We start from the raw sequence: 20,967 nt of genomic DNA on the forward strand, positions 1-20,967 counted from the left end.
CCGATACCAAAGGCCCATGGCTGTAGTCGTCGCGCTCGGCGCGTTCCTCATGACGCTCTTCGGCGGCTGGGTCGCGCAGCGCGTCACCGACCGCCGCCACCTCGTCCTCGGCCTGGCCGGCGGACTCATGCTCGGCGTCGTCGGGCTCGACCTGCTGCCCGAGGCCATGGAGGCGGCGGGGAACAAGGTCTTCGGCGTCCCCGAGGCACTGCTGCTCTTCGTCGGCGGCTTCCTCCTCGCCCACGTCGTGGAACGCCTCCTCGCCGTACGCCGGGCGGGGCACGGCGTCGGCGCCGGCGAGCGGGTCCCCCAGGTCGGGCTGACGGCCGCCGCCGCGATGGTCGGCCACAGCCTCATGGACGGCATCGCGCTCGGCGCCGCCTTCCAGGTCGGCGGCGGCATGGGCGCCACCGTCGCCCTCGCCGTCATCACCCACGACTTCGCCGACGGCTTCAACACGTACACGATCACGAGCCTCTACGGGAACGCGCGCCGCAAGGCCCTCGGGATGCTCGTCGCGGACGCCCTCGCCCCCCTGGTCGGCGCCGCGTCCACCCTGCTGTTCACCCTTCCGGAGGAACTGCTCGGCAGCTATCTCGGGTTCTTCGGGGGCGCCCTGCTCTACCTGGCCGCCGCCGAGATCCTGCCGGAGGCCCACCACGACCACCCCGCCCGCTCCACCCTGCTGTGCACGGTGGCCGGTGTGGGGTTCATCTGGCTCGTGGTGGGCCTCTCCGGCGGCTGAGCTCACGCGACCGGACCGCCCGCGCACCGCTCCACGAACCGCGCCGCGACCTCGGGGGAGCCCGCCCAGTGGGTGTGCACGTAACTGGCGTGCACCCCGCCCTGGACGAAGCCCTCCACCCGTCGCTCCGGCTGCCGCAGCCCCCAGGCGGCGAGCGCCCCGGCCCCCGGCTCGATCACGGTCCGGTGGAACTCGTGGCCCCGCATCCGCGCCCCGGCGGGCGCGAGCACGCTGTCGTTCACCGCGACCGCGTCCCGGTACCCGAGGGTGAGGCGCGAGGACATCCGCGCGTCCGCGTCGAGCACTCCGCACATGGGCGTGCCGTCCAGCGACCGCGCCAGATAGAGCAGCCCGGCGCACTCGGCGGCGATCGGCGCCCCGGAGGCGGCGAGCCCGGCCACGGCCTTCCGCAACGGCTCGTTGGCGGACAGCTCGGCTCCGTACACCTCGGGAAACCCACCGCCTATGACGAGCCCGTCCGTCCCCTCGGGGAGGCTCTCGTCCCGGAGCGGATCAAAGGTCACGACCTCGGCCCCGGCAGCGGTCAACAACTCGGTGTGCTCGGCGTACGAGAACGTGAACGCGGCCCCGCCGGCGACGGCGACGCGCGGTGGGGGCATGCGTTCCGCGAGGACGGACCCGGTGGGCGCACCGGGACCACCGGCGTGCAGCCGCCCGGCAACCTCCGGATCCCAGGCCTCCGCGTGCAACTCGGGCGCACTGCGCGCAAGCGCGAGCAGCGCCTCGAGATCGCACCCCCGGCGCACCTGCTCCGCCTGCGCGGCCACCGCCTCGACCGCCGCGGCCTGCCGCTCCGCGACCGGCACCAACCCCAGATGCCGGGAAGGCGTGGCCACCGCCGGCGCCCGCCGCAGCACCCCGAGCACCGGCACCCCCGACTCCCCGAGTGCCTCCCGCAGCAGATGCTCGTGCCGGTCGGTCGCGACCTTGTTCAGGATCACGCCCCCGATCCGCACCTCCGGGTCCCAGGACGCGAACCCGTGCACCAGCGCCGCCACCGACCGCGACTGCGAGGACGCGTCGACGACGAGCACCACCGGCGCCTTGAGGAGCTTCGACACCTGTGCGGTGGAGGCCAGTTCACCCTGGTCGGCGGCCCCGTCGTACAGGCCCATCACCCCCTCGACCACGGCCAGGTCGCAGCCGCGCGCCCCGTGCGCGAAGAGCGGCGCGACCAGCCCCGTCCCGCACATGTACGCGTCGAGGTTGCGGCCCGGACGGCCGGTCGCGAGCGCGTGGTAGCCGGGGTCGATGTAGTCGGGGCCGACCTTGTGCGGGGAGACGGCCAGACCACGGCCGGCGAACGCGGCCATCAGACCGGTCGCGACCGTGGTCTTGCCCGCGCCCGAGGAGGGCGCGGCGATGACGAGACGTGCTACCACTCGATGCCCCGCTGGCCCTTCTGACCGGCGTCCATCGGGTGCTTGACCTTGGACATGTCGGTGACGAGATCCGCGAAGTCGACGAGCTCCTGCGGGGCGTTGCGGCCGGTGATGACGACGTGCTGCTGCCCGGGACGGTCGCGCAGCACCTCGACGACCTCCTTCACGTCGATCCAGCCCCAGTGCAGCAGATAGGCGAACTCGTCGAGGACGTAGAACCGGTACTTCTCCTCGGCGAGGTCCCGCTTGACCTGCTCCCAGCCCTCCCGGGCCTTGTCCTCGTGGGACTGCTCGCCCTCGGCGACCTCGCGCTGGATCCAGGACCAGCCCTCGCCCATCTTGTTCCAGGTGACCGTGCCGCCCTTGCCGGTCTCGCCGAGCGCCTTGAGGGCGTTCTCCTCGCCGACCTTCCACTTGGCGGACTTGACGAACTGGAACACCCCGATCGGCCAGCCCTGGTTCCAGGCGCGCAGCGCCATGCCGAACGCGGCGGTCGACTTCCCCTTGCCGACGCCCGTGTGCACCATCACCAGCGCCCGGTTGCGGCGCTGACGGGTGGTGAGACCGTCATCGGGTACGACGGTCGGCTGTCCCTGCGGCATTAAGCGGCCCTCCTGGTCACGTGTGCTGCCTGTACGTCCTTCACGAGCCCCGCGATCGAGTCGGCGCGCAGCTCGTCCAAGGTGACGGCGGTGCCGCCGAGTTCACGGGCGAGATCCCGGGCGAGGCCGAGCCGCACCGGGCCGGTCTCGCAGTCCACGACGACGGAGGCGGTGCCCTCGGCGGCGTGCAGCCGGGCCGCGCGGGCGGCGAGCGCCACCGGGTCCCCGGCCGCCCGTCCGCCGGTCGCGCGTCCGTCGGTCACGACGACCAGCAGCGGGCGGCGCGAGGGGTCCCGCAGCCGCTCGACCCGCAGCACGTCGTGGGCCTTGAGGAGTCCGGCGGACAGCGGCGTACGGCCACCGGTCGGGAGCTGTTCGAGGCGGGCGGCGGCGGCGTCCACGGACGAGGTCGGCGGCAGCGCCACCTCGGCGTCCCGGCCCCGGAAGGTGACCAGACCGACCTTGTCGCGCCGCTGGTAGGCGTCGAGCAGCAGGGAGAGGACGGCGCCCTTGACGGCGCTCATCCGCTGCCGCGCGGCCATCGAACCGGAGGCGTCCACGGCGAAGAGCACGAGGTTCCCCTCCCGCCCCTCCCGCGTCGCCTGCCGCAGGTCGTCCCGGCGCAGGACCAGGCCCGGCCCGGAACGCCCGCGCGCCCGCTGGTGCGGGGCGGCGGCCTGCACGGTCGCCGCCAGATGCAGCTTGGTCAGCGTGCCCCGGGGGCGTACGGAGCCGGTGGTCCGGCCGTGCTCGGTACGGGCCCGGGAGCGGCGCCCGGCCGCGCCCTCGCCGAGACCGGGCACGCTGAGCATCCGGGTACGGAAGGGCTCGGCGGCCTTGACGGCGGCGCGCTCACCGGCCCCGGCCCCGGCGTGCTGGGGAGCGGGCTCGGGCGCGGGGGCGTCCTCGGGCACGGACAGGTCCTCGGGCGCGGGGGAGTCCTCGGGGGAGTTCTCGGCGGCGGGCCCGTCGCCCTGCGGCGGCACACCCCCGCCGTCCGGACCGCCGTCTCCGGGGCCGCCCCCGTCGGGACCGCCGTCGCCGGGACCGTCGGGCTCGGGGTCCTCGTCCGGCTCCTGGTCCTCGCCCTTGAACTGCTCCAGGGTCTCGTCGAGCTTGTCCTCGTCGATGCCGGGCGCGTCGAAGGGGTTGCGGCGGCGCCGGTGGGGGAGTGCGAGGAGAGCGGCCTGCCGGACGTCCTCGGAGGTCACCTCGGTGCGCCCCGCCCAGGCGGCGAGCGCGGTCGCCGTCCGGGCCATGACGATGTCGGCGCGCATGCCGTCCACCTCGAAGGCGGCGCAGGTCGCGGCGATCTGGAGCAGTGCCGCGTCCCCGAGCGTCACCCGGGACAGCAACTCCCGGGCGGCGACGATCCGTTCGCGCAGTGCGGTCTCCTCGCCGGCCCAGCGCGCGGCGAACCCGGCCGCGTCGTCCTCGAAGGCGAGCCGACGGCGGACGACCTCGACCCGCTGCTGCGGGTCCCGTGAGGCGGCCACCTCGACGGTGAGACCGAACCGGTCGAGCAGCTGCGGCCGCAGCTCGCCCTCCTCGGGGTTCATGGTCCCGACGAGCAGGAAGCGCGCGGCATGCCGCACGGAGACGCCCTCGCGCTCGACGTGGGAGGCGCCCATCGCGGCGGCGTCGAGGAGGTGGTCGATCAGGTGGTCGCTCAGCAGATTGACCTCGTCGACGTACAGGATCCCCCGGTGCGCGGCGGCGAGGAGCCCCGGCTCGAAGGCCTTCACGCCCTCGGCGAGCGCCTTCTCGATGTCGAGCGCACCGACGAGCCGGTCCTCGGAGGCACCGACGGGCAGCTCGACCATCCGCGCGGGCCGCTCGGCCCCGGGCGCGTCGGCGTGCGGCCCGTCCGGGCACGCCGGGTCGGGCGAGGCCGGGTCACAGCTGAACCGGCAGCCCGCGACCACCGGGACGGCGGGCAGGAGTTCGGCGAGCGCGCGGACGGCCGTGGACTTGGCGGTGCCCTTCTCGCCGCGTACGAGAACACCGCCCACCGCGGGACTGACGGCGTTCAGCAGCAGCGCCAGCCGCAGATCGTCCATGCCGACGACGGCGGTGAACGGATACCGGGTGCTCATCGGGTGATCGCTCCTTCGCTTGGTGTGCCTGCGGGTCCTGGGGTCCTCACGGCGCACCCGGCGGGACGAACGGCAGCCCCGCCGGGGCGCCCTCCTCGATCAGCCGCAGCAGCGCGTCCGTGTCCGCGTGTTCCTCGATCAGGTCGCCGAGCCGGTCGAGCTGCTCCTCCCGCAGCGCCCCGAACGACGTGTCGGGCGCCGGGACGAACCGCCGCCCCGCCGCCGCCGCGACCTCCCGCAGGAACGCCCGCCGGAACCCGTCGCTCTCCAGCGAGCCGTGCCAGTGGGTGCCCCACACGGAGCCGACCCGGCAGCCGTCCAGGAACGGCTCACCGCCCAGCACCTCCGCCACGCCGTGGTGGATCTCGTACCCCTCGACCCGCTCGCCGAGCGCCTCGCCGACCGGCCGGGCGAGGGTCTTCTCGACCCCGAACCGCACCCGTACGGGCAGCAGCCCGAGCCCGTCGACCACACCCGCCCTGGACTCGACCTCGTCCTCGATGCGCTCGCCGAGGGCCTGGAAGCCGCCGCAGACGCCGAGCACGGGCCGGCCCTCGGCCGCGCGCCGGACGAGGGCGTCCGCGAGCCCCCGCTCGCGCAGCCACGCCAGCGCCCTGACCGTCCCCCGGGTCCCCGGCACGACGACCAGGTCCGCGTCGACGAGTTCCTCGGGCCGGTCGACGAACCGGACGACCACGCCCGGCTCGGCGGCCAGCGCGTCCACGTCCGTGAAGTTCGACATCAGGGGTACGGCGCAGACGGCGACCCGCAGCACGTCCTCGCCGAGCGGCGGCGCGACGGCCGACTCGCGGACGGTGCCGCGCAGCGAGACCCGCAGCCCGTCCTCCTCGTCGATGCCGAGCCCGTGCGCGTACGGCAGGACGCCGAAGGTACGGCGCCCGGTGAGCCCGTGCAGCATGTCGAGCCCGGGTTCGAGGAGGGTCACGTCACCCCGGAACTTGTTGACCAGGTACCCCGCCACGAGCGACTGGTCCTCGGGGGAGAGCAGCGCCGTCGTCCCGAAGAACTGGGCGAAGACCCCGCCCCGGTCGATGTCGCCGACGACGACCACGGGCAGCTTCGCGGCCCGCGCGATGCCCATGTTCACGATGTCGGTGCGCCGCAGATTGATCTCCGCGGGACTGCCCGCCCCCTCACAGATCACGGCGTCGTAGGTGCTCCGCAGCTCCTCCAGGCACGCCATCACCGGCTCGAACAGCGTCTTCTGCCGTCCCCCGTGGTAGCCGCGGGCGCTCATCTCCCCGACCGGCCTGCCCATGAGCACGACCTGGCTGGAGCGGTCGCTGCCGGGCTTGAGCAGCACCGGGTTCATCAGCGCGGTCGGCTCGACGCGGGCGGCCTGCGCCTGCATGGCCTGTGCCCGGCCGATCTCGGCGCCCTCGCGGGTGACGAAGGAGTTCAGGGACATGTTCTGTCCCTTGAACGGCGCGACCTTGATCCCCCGCCGGACCAGCCAGCGGCAGATGCCGGCCGTCACGACGCTCTTGCCGGCGTCGGACGTGGTCCCGGCGACGAGCAGCCCCCCACCCCTCATGCGTTCCTCCGCTTCAGCGCGCTCGCGATCATCCGGCCGCCCACACAGGCGGCCAGGGTCAGTCCGGTGACCCGGCGGGACAGCCGGACCGCCCGGTCGATGTCGGCGACCTCGACGGGCCGCCCCCCACCGTTGAGGACGGGCCGGTGCTCGGTCCGTCCGGCGTACGAGAGGGTCCCGCCGAGCCGTACGCCGAGCGCGCCCGCGAACGAGGCCTCGACGGGGCCCGCGTTGGGGCTCGGGTGCTTCGCCGCGTCCGCCCGCCAGGCCCGTACGGCCCCGCGCGGGTTCCCGCCGGCGAGCGTCGCGGCCGCGGCCGTCAGCCGGGCACCGGGCCAGCCGGCCACGTCGTCGAGCCGGGCGGAGGCCCAGCCGTACCGGCGGTGGCGGGGCGACTTGTGGCCGACCATGGCGTCGAGGGTGTTGACGGCCCGGAAGGCGACGAGGCCCGGGACGCCCGCGACCGCGCCCCAGAAGAGGGCGCCGACCACGGCGTCGGAGGTGTTCTCGGCGACCGACTCGACGACCGCGCGGGCCATCGCGGGTCCGTCCAGGGAGTGCGGGTCGCGCCCGCACAGATGGGGCAGCCGTTCCCGGGCCACCTCCAGGTCCCCGGCGGCGAGCGCCCCGCCGATCGCACGGGCCTCCCGCCCCAGGGTCGTACCGCCGACGACGGCCCAGACGGCGGCTGAGGTGAGGGCGGCTCCGGCGGCCGGCCGGTTCCGCACGGCCCGCGCGGCGAGCGCGCCGAGGGCGGCGGTGGAGCCGGCGCAGACGGCGGTGTGCAGGGCGCCCCAGCCGCGGTGGTCGTGCCACAGGGCCCGCTCGACGCCGGCGGCGGCCCGGCCGAAGGCGGCGACGGGGTGCCCGCGGCGGGGGTCGCCGACGAGCAGGTCGACGGCGAGGCCCGCGGCGGCGCCGTACGCGAAGACAGCGGTGGATCCGGGGACTCTGGGGCTGCGGCCGGGCATGGCGCTGTGTCCTCACTCAGGGTCCGCGCCCTGGATCGACGTGACCGGCGGCGAGAGTTCCTGACTCCCGGACCCTTCGGATCCGGTCACAGTGGCGGGACCGCGCCGGAATCGCACCGGACTTCCTCTACTGCCGCCGTAATGGCCTCGGCAGTCCACCACGGGCCGAGAACAGCCGTCAACTCACCCTTGACCTGCAGCGCGTCACTGTGCGAAGCACCACAAACACGACGGCCGGGCGGTCCGCACCCGAAGGTGCGGACCGCCCGGCCGGGGTACCGGGGACCGTCAGGCGACGATCAGGTAGATGCCGTACGCCACGGCCGCGAGGCACAGGGCGAAGCAGGCGTAGGCGCCGGTGCGGGCCAGGGCGGCGGAGCCCCCCTGGGCGGCGGCCTGCTCCTGCTTGGAGAGGCCGATGATGCCGAGGGTGAAGAGGCCCACCAGTGCGACGGTCGCCACGAGGCTGACTCCGAAGACGGAGCCGAGAGCTGCCCAGTCGATCTTCATGTCGTTCGTTCCTTACACCGCTGCGGCGGGGGCCGGGGGAGCGGTCGGGTCGGTGGGGGCCGGCGCGGGGATGGTGGTCTTGAGGTCCTCGTCCGCGACGGCGGCGACGGAACCGGCCGGCGGCGGGGTGACGGCCGCGATGGCGGTGGTCACCACACCCGCGGGCTCGGCCTCGGCGTCGAGGTCGTCGGAGGTGACGTTGTGGTGGTCGACCGGCTTGCGGCGCGACAGCGACCAGATGACGGCCGAGCCGGCGATCAGCAGGACCGCGACGGCGGCGATGCCCCAGGGGCCCTGCTTGGTGAGGAACTCGGCGGCGGCGCCGACCAGGGCGGCGGCGGGCAGGGTCAGACCCCAGGCGACGAACATCCGGGTCGCGGTCGACCAGCGGACGACCCCGCCCTTGCGGCCGAGACCGGCACCCATCACGGCACCCGAGCAGGACTGGGTGGTGGAGAGGGAGAAGCCGAGGTGCGAGGAGGCCAGGATGACCGTCGCGGCGCTGGTCTGGGCGGCGAAGCCCTGCTGCGGCCGGAGGTCGGTGAGGCCCTTGCCCATGGTGCGGATGATGCGCCAGCCGCCGAGGTAGGTGCCGAGGGCGATGGCGATACCGGCGGCGACGATGACCCACAGCGGCGGGTTGGAGCCGGGGCTGAGGACGCCGCCGGTGACCAGGGCCAGGGTGATGATGCCCATCGTCTTCTGGGCGTCGTTGGTGCCGTGGGCGAGGGAGACGAGACCGGCGGAGGCGATCTGGCCGACCCGGTAGCCCTTGGCGGTGTGCTTCTCGTCGGTCTTCGCGCCGATCCGGTACGTCAGCCTCGTGGCGAGCATCGCGGCGAGACCGGCGACGATCGGGGCGGCGACGGCCGGGATGAGGACCTTGGTGACGATGGTCGGGCCGTTCACGGCCGACCAGCCGGCCGACATGACCGCGGCACCGATGAGGCCGCCGAAGAGGGCGTGGGAGGAGCTGGACGGCAGACCGAGGAGCCAGGTCAGCAGATTCCAGAGGATGGCGCCCACGAGCGCCGCGAAGATCACTTCTGTGCGGATGCCCTCTTCGTTGATGATCCCGCCGGAGATCGTCTTGGCGACCTCCACGGACAGGAACGCGCCGACGAGGTTGAGCACGGCGGACATGGCCACCGCCGTCTTGGGCTTGAGTGCACCGGTCGAGATGGTCGTGGCCATCGCGTTGGCGGTGTCGTGGAAACCGTTCGTGAAATCGAACACGAGAGCTGTCACGACCACAATCGCGAGCAGCAGCGTGATGTGTTCCATTTACCCAGGCAATCGTTCGACGTCAGTGGCCAGTCGAACGTAGGCAACCTGGGTGAACGGAAGGTGAACTGGGTCGGGCGCTGCGGTGTCCCCATCCGGTGTCAAGGCATTCCGCTTACGGCTCCGCCGGACCGGCCGTCCACGATGCGGTCACCAGCGACCCCGGGTAATCCGGGCGGACACCGGGCACGTACGACCTGACCCGGTTCGACCCCCGACGCCCGGTTCCGCTCCCTGGACGCCACCACCCGCACGAGGGACCCCGCCGAGGAGACCCATGTCACTCCCGAGAGGGACTCCCCGGGACACCCCGGCCCCCGCCACCGCACCCCCCGGCCGGGTCCGTCCGGTGGCAGCCCTTCCCCGCCGTGCCGAGACTGGGAGCGTGCGCCCGGCTACAGCGACGGCAGCGGCCGTCACCACTCTGCTCGGTGTCGGCGCGGCCGTGATCGCGGCCGGCCGGTACGCCAGCGACGTCGCCCTCAGGGCGCCGTCCGGACGGCCCCTGCCCGGGGACCCCAAACTGACCGTGCACGCCACGGACCCCGAACGGATCACCCTCACCCGCAGCCTCGCCTCGCTGCGCCCCGGCACCTACGGGATCGAGGGCCACGGACTGCACGCCGTCGTCGGCCCCGTCCTCGACCGGGTCCCGCACACCGCGGACACCGTCGTACGGCGGCTGGAACGGGTCGAACTCGGGGTGCTCGGCCCCGGCGGCCGCGTCCGCTTCACCCCCCAGCTGCACCGGGGCACGCCGATCACCGCCCTCGGGCTGGCCCAGGAGGACGTCGAGATCCCCGGCGAACTCGGCCCCCTGCCCGCCTGGCTGGTCGCCGCCCCCCGCACCACCTGGGTCATCGCCCTGCACGGCCTCGGCACCACCCGCGAGCACCCGCTCAACCTCGTCTCCTTCTACAACCGGCGGAAGATCCCCGTCCTCGTCCCCGCCTACCGGGGCGACGAAGGGGCGCCCGCCTCCCCCGACGGCCTCGCCCACCTCGGCGACTCCGAGTGGCGCGACGTCGACGCCGCCATCCGGTACGCCGTCCGCCGCGGCGCCGGCAAGGTCGTCCTGCACGGCTGGGGGACCGGGGCCTCGATGGCGCTGCGCGCCGCCGCCGAGTCGGGGATGCGCGACCGGATCAGCGGACTCGTCCTCGACTCCCCGGTCCTCGACCAGGAAGCCACCCTCCGCAACCTCGTCTCGGCCCACCACCTCCCCGGCCCGCTGCTCCCGCTCGCGGTCCGCTCCGCCCAGGGCAGGACCGGAGTCCACGGCGACCTGCTCAAGGCCGCCTCCGCGCCCGAGGCCCTGCGCGTCCCGGTCCTCCTCCTGCACGGCCCCGACGACACCCTCGCCCCCTGGGAACCCTCCGTCGAACTCGCCGCGCGCCGTCCCGACCTGGTCACCCTCCACACCGTGCGGCACGCCCCGCACGCCGCCATGTGGAACGCCGACCCGGTCCGCTACGAGGAAGCCCTCCGCCGCTTCCTCACCCCCCTCCTCTGAGGCCGGCCGCCCCCTTCCGCCCCGGGCCGTCGCACGCGTTCCGCCCGGGGCCGCCGCACCCGTTCCTGGGCCCGTCCGCGCGCCCGTTCTGACGGGGTGGCCGATTCCGATTGGGCTTTCGGGCCGTCAGCGGGAAGACTGCCCCCGTGACGTCTCGAAAGCCCGATGAACCATTGGCGCGCAACTCCAGACTCCGACTCGTCCGCCCGCGGGCGCTGGCCACCGCCCGACGGGCCGTGACGACCCGGCGCACCCGGCCGGCGCCGCGGCCGCCCGAGGGCACTCCGCCCCGCGCGGAGCTCGCCCGCCAGGCCCGGCAGGTCCTCGCCGACGCCGTACGGATCGCCCGCTGGGCCGCCGTCGAGCGCGGCGTCGACACGGCCCCCCGCACCGGCCCCGGCGCGCTCCCGGCCACCGTCCCCGCGGCGGTCCCCGCCGAGGAACGGGCAGCCGCCGCACTGGACCTGACACCCGGCCAGATCCGGGCCGGCTGGGACCGCGCGCGGCTCGCCGGACTCGTCGAACTCCACGACGGCGCCGTCCGCCCCGGCTGGCGGCTGCACGCCTGGGACCGGGACGACTCCGCGGTCCTGCGCGGCTGGGTCGCGCTCTTCGACGCCTGGTCCCTGGTGCACCCGGCCTCCGGGGGCGTCGCGCCGAGCGCCGTCGCCGAGGTCGTCGAGGCCGTCCCGCAGGTCCTCTCGCTGCTCCAGCTCTCCCAGGGACCGGTCCTCGTCCCCGCCCTCCTCGACCTGCTCGGCCAGCGCGTCGAGGAACTGCGCGAGGAGCGCTGCGAGGTCCCGGCCACCGGGCCCGCCGCCGAGACCGCGGCCACCCCGGCCGCGAGCGACGGCGCCGAGGGCCTCCCGGCCCTCCTCGACTGGGCCCTCGAAGGCCTCGCGGCCGTCGGCGCGCTCACCCTCGACCCCGGTGCGGAAGGGCGTCACGCGACCCTGACCCCGCTCGGGAACTGGGCGGTCTGGGTCAAGCTGGAGCAGATCTGCGTCGCCGCGCAGAGCCCCGCGGGCAACATCGAGCAGTCCGCCGAGGACATGCTCCGCGGCTGCGCCCGGCTCACCCCGGGCCCGGCCCGCGCCGAGTACCGCGCCTGGCTCGCGGCCCGCACCCTCGCGGGCGCCGTGGCCGAACTCCTCGCGGTCGCCCGGGGCGAGGACGCCCTGCTGCGCGGCCTCGCCTTCGAGGCGCTCCGGGTCGTCGGCGCTCCCGCCGAGGCCGAGGTCCGCGCCACCGTCGCCGAACCCTCGCTCCGGCCGTACGCCCTGCTCTGGCTCGCCGAGTACGAGGGCGCCGACCCCGACGACGCCCAGGAGGTGCTCACCCGCGAGGAGGCCACCTGGCTCTGGGTGGACACGGCGGCGGCCGTCGCCGACCACGGCGAGAGCGAGCTGCTCGTCCGGCACCTCGACTCCGCCGTGCAGGGCACCGTCCCCGCGCTGCTCGACGAGGTCCGGGCCGTCGGCCACCCGCGTACCGTCCAGGTCCTGGTCGCCCTCGCCGCCGCCCACCCCGACCCGGCCCTCGCGAAGGCGGTCCGCAGGGCCGCCTTCCAGGTCCACACCGGGGGAGCCTGACGAGGACCGCGTCCCCGGCGTCCGGCTACTCCGCGGCGCCGGGGGTGTACGTCCCGAAGCTCCAGATGTTCCCCTCGGCGTCCCGGGCCATGTAGTCCCGGGAGCCGTAGTCCTGGTCCCTGGGCGGCATCACGATCTCGATGCCGTGGGCGGACGCGCGTGCGTGGTGCTCGTCGACGTCGTCCACGTGCACGAAGACGCCCACCGGGCCGCCGCGGGCCATCAGCTTGTCGAACTCGCTGCCGGTGCCCTTGCTGCCCAGCATCACCATGCCGTTCCCGTAGGCCAGCTCGGCGTGCGCGACCCGGCCGTCCTCGCTCTCGTACACCGCGGTCGCGGTGAAGCCGAAGCCCTCCGTGAGCTGCTTGATCGCCGCCTTGGCGTCGTCGTACGTCAGTGTCGGACAGACCTGGGGCGCCTCGGCCATCCCGATCACTCCCTTTCGATGCCGTCGAATGTGACCTGGGTCTCAGTCTCGCAGTCGCCGCCGACAACTCAGCGGAAGGTGTTGCAGCGGGCCATGTCGCCGGTCCGGTAGCCCTCGTGGAACCACTGCTGCCGCTGCGCCGCCGAGCCGTGCGTCCAGCTCTCCGGGGTCACCCGGCCCTGGAACTTCTCCTGGATCCGGTCGTCGCCCACCGCGGCCGCCGCGTCCAGGCCGTCCCGGATGTCCGCGTCGGTGAGCGTCGTCAGGAGCGGCCGGCCGGTCCGGTCGTCGGGGCTGCTGGTCGCGTGCCGCGCCCAGACGCCCGCGTAGCAGTCGGCCTGGAGCTCGACCCGTACGGCGTTGGAGTTCGCGCCGGTCCGCCCGTCCTGGGCGCGGCTCAGCGTCCCCATCAGGTTCTGGATGTGGTGGCCGTACTCGTGGGCCACCACGTACGCCTGCGCGAAGGGCCCGCCGCTCGACCCGAACGTGGTCCGCAACTCGTCGAAGAAGCCCAGGTCCAGATAGACCTGCCGGTCGCCGGGGCAGTAGAAGGGCCCGACCGCCGAGGTCGCGGAGCCGCACGCGGTCCCGACCTGCCGGCTGAACAGCACCGTCTTCGCGGGCCCGTAGGTGCCGCCCCTGCGCGCGTACTCGGTCCGCCAGTAGTCCTGGAGGCTGTTGACGACGGCGACGATCCGGCAGTCGTCGCGGGCGTTCGCGTCGGAGCCCTTCCGGCAGCTCTGGTCGACCTGGGCCACCGACGAGGCGCCGGCCACGGGCTCGTCGCCGCCCGAGGAGAGTCCGAGCTGGTCCGGTCCCACCCCGAAGAGCACGCCCAGGACCAGGGCGATGAGGCCGATGACGCCGCCGCCGATGGTCGCCCTGCCGCCCGGGACGCGGCTGCCCCGGACGTCCCGTACCTCCGAGGTGTCCAGGTCGGCGTCGTCGTCGAACTGCACGGTCCACCACCCTCCGCGTCACTGCCGCGGCGGTGGCCGCCGCCCTGTGCCGAGTATCAGACGATCTCTAATCTGTCGCCCGTTTTACGGCTCATAGGCAGGAATGTGAGAAGAACACGCATTCGTCCTCTGTACCCCGCATGGCCGAAAAGCAGTTGCAGGTGCCCGTTAGACTGGCGGTATGGCCATTCTCCTCTGGGTGCATTAGCGGCGTCGAAGCCCACCACCAGTCGTCCTTCCGCCCTTTCCCACCGCCCTGGAGTCTGTCCGTGATCACCGCATCCGGCGTCGAGCTGCGCGCCGGCGCCCGTGTCCTCATCGAATCCGCTTCCTTCCGCGTCGCCAAGGGCGACCGCATCGGCCTCGTCGGCCGCAACGGAGCGGGCAAGACCACCCTCACCAAGTGCCTCGCGGGCGAGGGACAGCCGGCCGCCGGCACCATCGCCCGCTCCGGCGAGGTCGGCTATCTGCCGCAGGACCCGCGCACCGGTGACCTCGACGTCCTGGCCCGCGACCGCATCCTCTCCGCCCGCGGCCTCGACGTCCTCATCAAGAAGATGCGGATGAACGAGGAGCGCATCGCCACCGGCTCCGGCGGCACCCGCGACAAGGCGATGCGGCAGTACGAGCGCCAGGAGACGGAGTTCCTCACCAAGGGCGGCTACGCGGCCGAGGCCGAGGCCTCCACCATCGCCGCCGCCCTCGGCCTGCCCGACCGCGTCATGGGCCAGCCGCTGCACACCCTCTCCGGCGGTCAGCGCCGCCGCGTCGAGCTGGCCCGGATCCTCTTCTCGGACGCCGACACGCTCCTCCTCGACGAGCCCACGAACCACCTCGACGCCGACTCCATCGTCTGGCTGCGGGACTACCTGAAGACCTACCGCGGCGGCTTCATCGTCATCTCCCACGACGTCGACCTCGTCGAGACCGTGGTCAACAAGGTCTTCTACCTGGACGCCAACCGCTCCACCATCGACGTCTACAACATGGGCTGGAAGCTCTACCAGCAGCAGCGCGAGGCCGACGAGAAGCGCCGCAAGCGCGAGCGCCAGAACGCCGAGAAGAAGGCCGCCGCCCTCAACTCGCAGGCCGACAAGATGCGTGCCAAGGCCACCAAGACCGTGGCCGCGCAGAACATGGCCAAGCGCGCCGAGCGGCTGCTCTCCGGCCTGGAGGCGGTGCGCGCCTCCGACAAGGTCGCCAAGCTCCGCTTCCCCGAGCCCGCGCCCTGCGGCAAGACCCCGCTGACGGCCGAGGGACTCTCCAAGTCCTACGGTTCGCTCGAGATCTTCACGGATGTGGACCTCGCCATCGACAAGGGCTCCCGCGTCGTCATCCTCGGCCTCAACGGCGCGGGCAAGACCACGCTGCTGCGGCTCCTCGCCGGGGCCGAGAAGCCCGACACGGGCGAGGTCACCCCGGGCCACGGCCTCAAGCTCGGCTACTACGCCCAGGAGCACGAGACGCTCGACCCCGAGCGCAGCGTCCTGGAGAACATGCGCTCGGCCGCACCCGACCTCGACCTCGTCCAGGTCCGCAAGACGCTCGGCTCCTTCCTGTTCTCCGGCGACGACGTCGACAAGCCGGCCGGGGTCCTCTCCGGCGGCGAGAAGACCCGGCTGGCCCTGGCCACCCTGGTCGTCTCCTCGGCCAACGTGCTGCTCCTGGACGAGCCCACCAACAACCTGGACCCGGCCAGCCGCGAGGAGATCCTCGGGGCCCTGCGCACCTACAAGGGCGCCGTCGTCCTGGTCACCCACGACGAGGGCGCGGTGGACGCGCTGGAGCCGGAGCGGATCATCCTGCTCCCGGACGGCGTCGAGGACCTGTGGGGCCCGGACTACGCGGACCTGGTCACCCTCGCCTGACCCACGACGGCCGTGAGCGGCCCGGAAACGGGCCGGAGCGGCCGGGAGTGATCATCCCGGGCTGGATCATTCGGCTCATGGGTGATCCTTCATCTGAGTGAGGGCGTCTCGTACTCCCCGGCGCGGTGCTCTGCCGAATCCTTCCGGCAGACCCGCGCCGTACGTGTGTTCCCCCAGCGTCCGTGACCTGGCACTTCCCGCGCCACGCGGCGCGGGCGGTCGTTTCCGGCCCATCGGAATTCAGGCCTCCGATTGTGACGACGGAGCGCTCGTCCACAAATCCGGCGGCACGGACCTTGTCGAATGGGTGGCCAGGACGGGCGGGAGGGGTGATCATGAGAAGTCCAGAGCGCACTTCCCATGAGGAGGCACGGGTGGCCGAGACTCTGAAGAAGGGCAGCCGGGTGACCGGCGCCGCGCGCGACAAGCTCGCGGCAGACCTGAAGAAGAAGTACGACTCCGGTGCGAGCATCCGGGCGCTGGCCGAGGAAACGGGCCGCTCCTACGGATTCGTCCACCGGATGCTCAGCGAGTCCGGAGTCACGCTGCGTGGACGCGGCGGAGCGACCCGGGGCAAGAAGGCGGCCTCGGCCTGACATCGGGGCGGCTCGACCGGGCCACCGGGTCTCCCGGTGGCCACCCGGTCGGTCTTCGGGCCGGCCCGGTGGTTACTGTGCAGTCACTTAGCATCGGATGCAGTGCTGCACCGGAACCGGAGGCGCCCCATGACTACGCTCGACGACTCTGAGCTCGTATTCGACAAGGACGGTGTACGGCTCACCGTCGAGGACGCCGTTGCCACGGTGACCCTGACCAATCCGGCGAAGCGCAACGCCCAGTCTCCCGCTCTGTGGCGGGCGTTGACAGAAGCCGGCCGGTCATTGCCCGGCAGCGTGCGGGTCGTCGTTCTGCGCGGTGAGGGCGCGTCCTTCTCCGCCGGACTCGACCGGCAGGCGTTCACGCCCGAGGGCTTCGACGGAGAGCCGTCCTTCATCGATCTCGCGCGCGGTTCCGACCAGGAACTCGACGCCGTCATCGCCGAGTACCAGGAGGCGTTCACCTGGTGGCGCCGCAGCGACCTCGTGTCGATCGCGGCCGTCCAGGGCCATGCCATCGGCGCGGGCTTCCAGCTCGCTCTCGCCTGCGACCTGCGGGTCGTCGCCGAGGACGTGCAGTTCGCCATGCGCGAGACCAGCCTGGGCCTCGTCCCGGACCTGACCGGGACGCATCCGCTCGTCTCGCTCGTCGGCTACGCCCGCGCGCTGGAGATCTGCGCCACCGGGCGCTTCGTCCACGCCGAGGAGGCCGAGCGCATCGGTCTCGCCAACCTCTCCGTGCCCGCCGCCGAGCTCGACGCGGCGGTACGGGACCTCGGCGCCGCCCTGCTCGCGGCGCCGCGCGACGCCCTCACCGAGACCAAGGCGCTCCTCCAGGGCGTCTCCGGCCGCTCGTACGAGGAGCAGCGCGCCGCCGAGCGCGCCGCCCAGGCCCGCCGCCTGCGCGACCTCGCGGGCCTCGGCGACTGACGTCGTCCGCGCCCTAGCGCAGTTCCGACACCACCACCGTGACCGCGGTGCCCTCCGGGGCGGCCGCGGTCACGGCCGTCCGCACGGAACGTGCCACGTCCAGGGGCCGGCGCCCGGCCGTCACGGCCAGCTCCAGCCGTACCCCGTCCTCGTTCCGGCGCACCGGCGGGCCCAGCGCGTCCGTCACCCCGGCGACCCCCGGCACCCCGAGCGCCACCAGGGCCAGGGGGTCGTCCGTCGCCGGGGAGGTCCGGCCCGGCCGGGGTTCGGCGGGGGTCGCCGCCGGGGGCTCCGCGTCGAGCAGCTCCGTCACCCGTAGGTCCACGGCCGCCACCACCAGGCCGATCCCGCCCTCGGCCGCCGCGAGCAGGGCCGCGCGCAGCGCGTCCGAAAGCTCGGGCAGCGGCCGCCCGGCCACCGCCGCGAACGCGGCCGTGATCCGTACGGACCCGGGCGCCGCGTACGGCCCGGTCTCCTGGTCCTCGTCGGCCGTTCCGATCCGCAGAATCCCCGGCACCACCCCCCGTACGGCCCCACCGGCCCCGTCGAGCACTTCGCGTACCGTCCGCTCGGTGATCCAGGCGCCGTCCGTCGCCGTTCCGAGCGGCAGCAGCCTGCCCGGGGCGAGCCGGTCCCGTACCGCAGCAGTCCAACCCTCAGCCGTCGTCATTGCCCCAGCCTGCCGTATCCCCGGGGCGGTACCGGGTAAGCGCCCTTAGTGTGAGCGAAGAACCCCGAAATATCCCAGAAGGGGCTAAACGTGATGACGGACACCACGCATTCCCACGAGCCGACGGGCGACGACCCGCGCCGCACCTCGGTGACCAAGCGGGGCGGCGGCGCGGCCGCCTCCCGCGGCCGGACGACGATCGCCGACGGCGTCGTCGAGAAGATCGCCGGACTCGCCGCCCGTGACGTCGTCGGCGTCCACGCGATGGGCAGCGGCCTCTCCCGCACCTTCGGCGCCGTGCGCGACCGGGTGCCCGGCGGGGGCGGCGGAAAGGCGAGCGTCACCCGAGGCGTGAAGGCCGAGGTCGGCGAGGTGCAGACCGCGCTCGACCTGGAGATCGTCGTCGACTACGGCGTCTCCATCGCCGACGTGGCGGGCGACGTCCGCGAGAACGTCATCGCCGCCGTCGAGCGGATGACCGGCCTCGAGGTCGTCGAGGTCAACATCGCCGTCAGCGACGTGAAGCTGCCCGACGAGGAGGAGGACGAGCCGGAACCCCGGCTCCAGTGAGAACTGACGGGTGCGTACAGGGGGCTCAGGAGGACTCGGAAAGGGGTCAGGAATGAGCATGGCGGTGGTCGGCCTGGTGGCCGGCATGGCTCTCGGCTTCGCCGGATACTTCGGCGGCTTCGGAGCGTTTCTGCTGGTCGCGGCCTTGGGGGCGATCGGCTTCGTGGCCGGCCGCTTCCTCGACGGCGACCTCGAACCCGGCGATCTGTTCCGGGGCCGCGACCGCGGCGACCGGCGGAGGTGACGCGGGGTGACAGCCGAGCCGGCCCGCGGCCCCGTGCGTGACCGGGGGGCGACCAGGATCGCCGACCGGGTCGTCGCGAAGATCGCCGCCCAGGCGGCACGGGAGGCCGCGGGCCCGGTCCCCGAGGGGGGCTCCGCGCCCCACGCCTCGGTCGTCGTCCACCGCGACGTCGCCCGGGTCGCGGTGAGCCTGGAACTCGCCTACCCCTCGGACGTCGGCCGCCGCTGCGGGGCCGTACGGGGCCGGGTCCGCTCCCGCGTGGAGACCCTCGTGGGCATGGAGGTCCACGAGGTCACCGTCCAGGTGGAACGCCTCCACTCACCCCTCACCCGACAGGCCACACGGAGGGACCGCGTGTCATGACGACACCACCAGCCCCTGGGCTCGAGGACGCTCCCGGCCCCGGCGGGACGCAGACCGGTCCCGACGGCGTGCCCGTGCTCGGTGACGTCCCCGCGTCGCCCGTCCGCCGGTTCTGGGCCGTCCGGCGCATCCCCGCCGCCCTGCTCGCCGCCGTCGTCCTCGGCGGCGCCGGGCTGCTCCTCTACGACGTGGCCTCCGTCCGGGCCGACCGGCCCGCCATGACCTGGCGGCGGAAGCTCGCCGACGGCCTCGCGACCCGGCCGCTCGACGACACCTGGGTCGTCCTCGGCGCCGCGCTCGCCTGCGCCCTCGGCGTCTGGCTGCTCGTCCTGGCCGCGACCCCCGGACTGCGCGCCGTCCTCCCGATGCGCCGCGAGCACGCCGACGTACGGGCCGGACTCGACCGGGAGGCGGCGGCCCTCGCCCTGCGGGACCGGGCCATGGAGGTCTCCGGCGTGCAGTCCGCGCGGGTCCGCGTCGGCCGCTCCAAGGTGGGCGTCCGGGCGGCCTCGCACTTCCGCGCGCTCGACGAGGTACGGGCCGACCTGGAGCGGGCCCTCACCACCGGCATCGCCGAACTGGGCCTCGCCCACCCGCCCGCGCTGACGGTACGGGTGGCCCGGCCGCCCAGGAAGGGGTGACCCGGTGACGGTCGTCCTCCGGCGGGTCAACCGCATCCTGCTCGGCCTCGCCGGGCTGCTCCTCGTCCTCGTCGGCGGCGGAGTCCTCGCCGCCGCCCTCGACCTCGGCGTGCCGTCCTGGTGGCCCTGGTCGGGCCCCTCCGACGTGCTGCTCTCGGCCGCCGACCGGCAGCGCTGGCGGGACGAGGGCTGGTGGTGGCCGGTGGTCATCGCCGTCCTCGGGCTGATCGTCCTGCTCGCCCTCTGGTGGCTGCTCGTCCAGTTCCGGCGGGCGCGGCTCGCCGAGGTGCTCGTCGACAGCGGCGACGGCGAGGAGGCGGTCCTGCGCGGCCGCGCCCTGGAAGGCGTCCTGGAGGCGGACGCCACCGCCCAGGAGGGCGTGGCACGGGCCAAGGTGTCCCTCACGGGCCGCCGGGGAGCCCCCCGTACCCGGGTCGCCCTGCTCCTGGAGCCGTACGCCTCCCCGGGGGACGCCCTGACCACCCTCAGCACCGAGGCCCTCGCCCACGCCCGTACGTCCACGGGCCTCGCCGCGCTGCCCACCGAGGCGCGCCTGCGGGCCGTCAAGCACCGGGCCCGCCGGGTGTCCTGACCGGCGGGGCCACCGGGCCGACGGGCTGCGGTGGCGGCCCCAGGAGTCCGACGGGCCGGAGCGGGCCGGCGCGCGGTGTTCAGAACCCGCCGCGGGCCCCGCCGTCCACCGGGATCATCAGCCCCGTCAGATACGAGGCGGCCGGCGACAGCAGGAACGCCGCCGTCCGGCCGAACTCCTCCGGGGTGCCGTAGCGGCGCAGCGGGATGGTGGCCTCGTTGGCCGTACGGGCGGCGTCCGCGTCGCCGGAGAGCGCGTCCAGGGACCGCACCCGGTCCGTGTCGATGCGGCTCGGCAGCAGTCCGACGACCCGCACCCCGCGCGGGCCCAGGTCGTTGGAGAGGGACTTCGCGAAACCGGCGAGTCCGGGGCGCAGCCCGTTGGAGATGGTGAGGCCGGGGATCGGCTCGTGGACGGAGCCGGACAGCACGAAGCCGATGACCCCGCCCTCGCCGAGCGTCTCGGCCGCCGCGCGGGCCAGCCGCACCGCGCCGAGGAAGACGGTGCCGAACGCGGCCGTCCACTGCTCGTCGGTGTTGTCCGCGGCGAAGCCGGGCGCCGGGCCGCCGACACTGATCAGGATGCCGTCGAAGCCGCCGAACCGGGCCCGTGCCTCGGCGATCAGCCGCGCCGGGGTCCCCGCGTCGGTGTTGTCGGCGGCGACGCCCTCCGCGCCCGCCCCCAGCTCGGCCACGGCCTCGACGACGGTCTTCTCCTCGCGCCCGGTGATCAGCACCTTGGCGCCCTCGGCGAGCAGCGCCTCGGCGGAGGCCCGCCCGAGTCCCCGCGTCGCCCCGGTCACCACGTACACACGGTCCTTCAGTCCCAGATCCATG

General features: G+C 74.1%; 22 protein-coding genes and 1 riboswitch. Of the genes, 11 read left to right on the forward strand and 11 right to left on the reverse strand.

The annotated features are described in order from the left end of the window. Window positions 1-16: 16 nt before the first annotated feature. Entirely contained in the window at window positions 17-745 is a 729-nt protein-coding gene (locus ASD33_RS18485) for a ZIP family metal transporter (RefSeq protein WP_056561179.1), read from the forward strand. 2 nt (window positions 746-747) lie between these two features. Here the strand turns inward: ASD33_RS18485 and ASD33_RS18490 are convergent, their stop codons facing one another. From ASD33_RS18490 to ASD33_RS18520, 7 genes are all read right to left on the reverse strand, one after another. Beyond that, window positions 748-2,148: a cobyrinate a,c-diamide synthase gene (locus ASD33_RS18490; protein ID WP_056561181.1), complete on the reverse strand. Its 1,401-nt coding sequence runs from the start codon at window positions 2,146-2,148 to the stop codon at window positions 748-750. Continuing rightward, entirely contained in the window at window positions 2,142-2,750 is a 609-nt protein-coding gene (gene cobO, locus ASD33_RS18495; protein ID WP_056561183.1) for a cob(I)yrinic acid a,c-diamide adenosyltransferase, read from the reverse strand. Before cobO ends, ASD33_RS18490 begins: the two co-directional genes overlap by 7 nt. Beyond that, window positions 2,750-4,846 carry a putative cobaltochelatase gene (locus ASD33_RS18500; RefSeq protein WP_056561184.1) on the reverse strand — a complete coding sequence of 699 codons (2,097 nt, stop codon included), beginning with the start codon at window positions 4,844-4,846 and terminating at the stop codon, window positions 2,750-2,752. The genes cobO and ASD33_RS18500 overlap by 1 nt, the downstream gene beginning before the upstream one ends. Window positions 4,847-4,892: 46 nt before the next feature. Further along, window positions 4,893-6,401: a cobyric acid synthase gene (locus ASD33_RS18505; protein ID WP_056561186.1), complete on the reverse strand. Its 1,509-nt coding sequence runs from the start codon at window positions 6,399-6,401 to the stop codon at window positions 4,893-4,895. Further along, window positions 6,398-7,372 carry a cobalamin biosynthesis protein gene (locus tag ASD33_RS18510; RefSeq protein WP_056561188.1) on the reverse strand — a complete coding sequence of 325 codons (975 nt, stop codon included), beginning with the start codon at window positions 7,370-7,372 and terminating at the stop codon, window positions 6,398-6,400. Before ASD33_RS18510 ends, ASD33_RS18505 begins: the two co-directional genes overlap by 4 nt. A gap of 34 nt (window positions 7,373-7,406) precedes the next feature. Beyond that, a riboswitch (cobalamin riboswitch) is annotated at window positions 7,407-7,539 on the reverse strand. A gap of 121 nt (window positions 7,540-7,660) precedes the next feature. Beyond that, the gene (locus ASD33_RS18515) at window positions 7,661-7,882 is read right to left on the reverse strand and encodes a hypothetical protein (RefSeq protein WP_056561189.1); all 222 of its coding nucleotides are present in this window, start codon (window positions 7,880-7,882) and stop codon (window positions 7,661-7,663) included. Between the two features lie 12 nt (window positions 7,883-7,894). After that, window positions 7,895-9,166, reverse strand: coding sequence for an inorganic phosphate transporter (locus ASD33_RS18520; protein ID WP_056561191.1), 1,272 nt, complete (start codon window positions 9,164-9,166; stop codon window positions 7,895-7,897). A gap of 385 nt (window positions 9,167-9,551) precedes the next feature. Between ASD33_RS18520 and ASD33_RS18525 the strand changes: the two genes are divergently transcribed. Together ASD33_RS18525 and ASD33_RS18530 are read left to right on the forward strand one after the other, a co-directional pair. Further along, on the forward strand, window positions 9,552-10,679 hold the full coding sequence (locus tag ASD33_RS18525; protein WP_056561193.1) for an alpha/beta hydrolase: 1,128 nt from the start codon (window positions 9,552-9,554) through the stop codon (window positions 10,677-10,679). Window positions 10,680-10,915: 236 nt separating this feature from the next. Then, the gene (locus tag ASD33_RS18530) at window positions 10,916-12,271 is read left to right on the forward strand and encodes a hypothetical protein (protein ID WP_063991972.1); all 1,356 of its coding nucleotides are present in this window, start codon (window positions 10,916-10,918) and stop codon (window positions 12,269-12,271) included. A 25-nt stretch (window positions 12,272-12,296) separates the two neighbouring features. Here ASD33_RS18530 and ASD33_RS18535 read toward each other — a convergent pair whose 3' ends face one another. Together ASD33_RS18535 and ASD33_RS18540 are read right to left on the reverse strand one after the other, a co-directional pair. Beyond that, window positions 12,297-12,698, reverse strand: a complete 402-nt coding sequence (locus tag ASD33_RS18535; protein WP_199863537.1) for a VOC family protein — start codon at window positions 12,696-12,698, stop codon at window positions 12,297-12,299. 68 nt (window positions 12,699-12,766) lie between these two features. Next, a complete protein-coding gene (locus ASD33_RS18540; RefSeq protein WP_056561197.1) occupies window positions 12,767-13,657 on the reverse strand; it encodes a neutral zinc metallopeptidase in 891 nt (296 codons plus the stop codon). A gap of 269 nt (window positions 13,658-13,926) precedes the next feature. On the opposite strand from ASD33_RS18540, the gene ASD33_RS18545 reads away from it, so the two are divergent. The 3 genes from ASD33_RS18545 (at window position 13,927) to ASD33_RS18555 (ending at window position 17,051) form a co-directional block, all read left to right on the forward strand. Continuing rightward, window positions 13,927-15,525, forward strand: a complete 1,599-nt coding sequence (locus ASD33_RS18545; protein ID WP_056561199.1) for an ABC-F family ATP-binding cassette domain-containing protein — start codon at window positions 13,927-13,929, stop codon at window positions 15,523-15,525. 374 nt (window positions 15,526-15,899) lie between these two features. Further along, window positions 15,900-16,121 carry a helix-turn-helix domain-containing protein gene (locus ASD33_RS18550; protein WP_006123601.1) on the forward strand — a complete coding sequence of 74 codons (222 nt, stop codon included), beginning with the start codon at window positions 15,900-15,902 and terminating at the stop codon, window positions 16,119-16,121. 129 nt (window positions 16,122-16,250) lie between these two features. Further along, a complete protein-coding gene (locus tag ASD33_RS18555; protein ID WP_056561201.1) occupies window positions 16,251-17,051 on the forward strand; it encodes an enoyl-CoA hydratase/isomerase family protein in 801 nt (266 codons plus the stop codon). A gap of 13 nt (window positions 17,052-17,064) precedes the next feature. Here ASD33_RS18555 and ASD33_RS18560 read toward each other — a convergent pair whose 3' ends face one another. After that, the gene (locus ASD33_RS18560) at window positions 17,065-17,721 is read right to left on the reverse strand and encodes a hypothetical protein (protein WP_056561203.1); all 657 of its coding nucleotides are present in this window, start codon (window positions 17,719-17,721) and stop codon (window positions 17,065-17,067) included. 93 nt (window positions 17,722-17,814) lie between these two features. Between ASD33_RS18560 and ASD33_RS18565 the strand changes: the two genes are divergently transcribed. From ASD33_RS18565 to amaP, 5 genes are read left to right on the forward strand one after another with little or no spacing between them, the layout of a single operon-like run. Continuing rightward, entirely contained in the window at window positions 17,815-18,291 is a 477-nt protein-coding gene (locus ASD33_RS18565; protein WP_056561205.1) for an Asp23/Gls24 family envelope stress response protein, read from the forward strand. A gap of 52 nt (window positions 18,292-18,343) precedes the next feature. Beyond that, window positions 18,344-18,535, forward strand: a complete 192-nt coding sequence (locus ASD33_RS18570) for a hypothetical protein (protein WP_056561208.1) — start codon at window positions 18,344-18,346, stop codon at window positions 18,533-18,535. Window positions 18,536-18,541: 6 nt separating this feature from the next. After that, on the forward strand, window positions 18,542-18,898 hold the full coding sequence (locus ASD33_RS18575; protein ID WP_056561210.1) for an Asp23/Gls24 family envelope stress response protein: 357 nt from the start codon (window positions 18,542-18,544) through the stop codon (window positions 18,896-18,898). Beyond that, window positions 18,895-19,539 (forward strand): DUF6286 domain-containing protein, encoded by a 645-nt coding sequence (locus ASD33_RS18580; RefSeq protein ID WP_242427026.1) that lies wholly within the window; start codon window positions 18,895-18,897, stop codon window positions 19,537-19,539. Before ASD33_RS18575 ends, ASD33_RS18580 begins: the two co-directional genes overlap by 4 nt. Window positions 19,540-19,543: 4 nt before the next feature. Then, window positions 19,544-20,131, forward strand: a complete 588-nt coding sequence (gene amaP / locus ASD33_RS18585) for an alkaline shock response membrane anchor protein AmaP (protein ID WP_056561214.1) — start codon at window positions 19,544-19,546, stop codon at window positions 20,129-20,131. 79 nt (window positions 20,132-20,210) lie between these two features. Here the strand turns inward: amaP and ASD33_RS18590 are convergent, their stop codons facing one another. Further along, window positions 20,211-20,966 carry an SDR family oxidoreductase gene (locus ASD33_RS18590; protein WP_056561216.1) on the reverse strand — a complete coding sequence of 252 codons (756 nt, stop codon included), beginning with the start codon at window positions 20,964-20,966 and terminating at the stop codon, window positions 20,211-20,213. Window position 20,967: the final 1 nt, after the last annotated feature.

Source organism: Streptomyces sp. Root1304 (assembly GCF_001426405.1).
Lineage (GTDB): Bacteria > Actinomycetota > Actinomycetes > Streptomycetales > Streptomycetaceae > Streptomyces.

Bases quoted from the DNA above. Each gene is read 5' to 3' on its own strand.
- ASD33_RS18560 (WP_056561203.1), bottom strand. From the start codon at position 17,721: ATGACGACGGCTGAGGGTTGGACTGCTGCGGTACGGGACCGGCTCGCC.
- ASD33_RS18505 (WP_056561186.1), bottom strand. From the start codon at position 6,401: ATGAGGGGTGGGGGGCTGCTCGTCGCCGGGACCACGTCCGACGCCGGC.
- cobO (WP_056561183.1), bottom strand. From the start codon at position 2,750: ATGCCGCAGGGACAGCCGACCGTCGTACCCGATGACGGTCTCACCACC.
- ASD33_RS18570 (WP_056561208.1), top strand. From the start codon at position 18,344: ATGAGCATGGCGGTGGTCGGCCTGGTGGCCGGCATGGCTCTCGGCTTC.
- ASD33_RS18590 (WP_056561216.1), bottom strand. From the start codon at position 20,966: ATGGATCTGGGACTGAAGGACCGTGTGTACGTGGTGACCGGGGCGACG.
- ASD33_RS18515 (WP_056561189.1), bottom strand. From the start codon at position 7,882: ATGAAGATCGACTGGGCAGCTCTCGGCTCCGTCTTCGGAGTCAGCCTC.
- ASD33_RS18555 (WP_056561201.1), top strand. From the start codon at position 16,251: ATGACTACGCTCGACGACTCTGAGCTCGTATTCGACAAGGACGGTGTA.
- ASD33_RS18580 (WP_242427026.1), top strand. From the start codon at position 18,895: ATGACGACACCACCAGCCCCTGGGCTCGAGGACGCTCCCGGCCCCGGC.
- ASD33_RS18510 (WP_056561188.1), bottom strand. From the start codon at position 7,372: ATGCCCGGCCGCAGCCCCAGAGTCCCCGGATCCACCGCTGTCTTCGCG.
- ASD33_RS18535 (WP_199863537.1), bottom strand. From the start codon at position 12,698: ATGGCCGAGGCGCCCCAGGTCTGTCCGACACTGACGTACGACGACGCC.
- ASD33_RS18500 (WP_056561184.1), bottom strand. From the start codon at position 4,846: ATGAGCACCCGGTATCCGTTCACCGCCGTCGTCGGCATGGACGATCTG.
- ASD33_RS18565 (WP_056561205.1), top strand. From the start codon at position 17,815: ATGACGGACACCACGCATTCCCACGAGCCGACGGGCGACGACCCGCGC.
- ASD33_RS18485 (WP_056561179.1), top strand. From the start codon at position 17: ATGGCTGTAGTCGTCGCGCTCGGCGCGTTCCTCATGACGCTCTTCGGC.
- ASD33_RS18520 (WP_056561191.1), bottom strand. From the start codon at position 9,166: ATGGAACACATCACGCTGCTGCTCGCGATTGTGGTCGTGACAGCTCTC.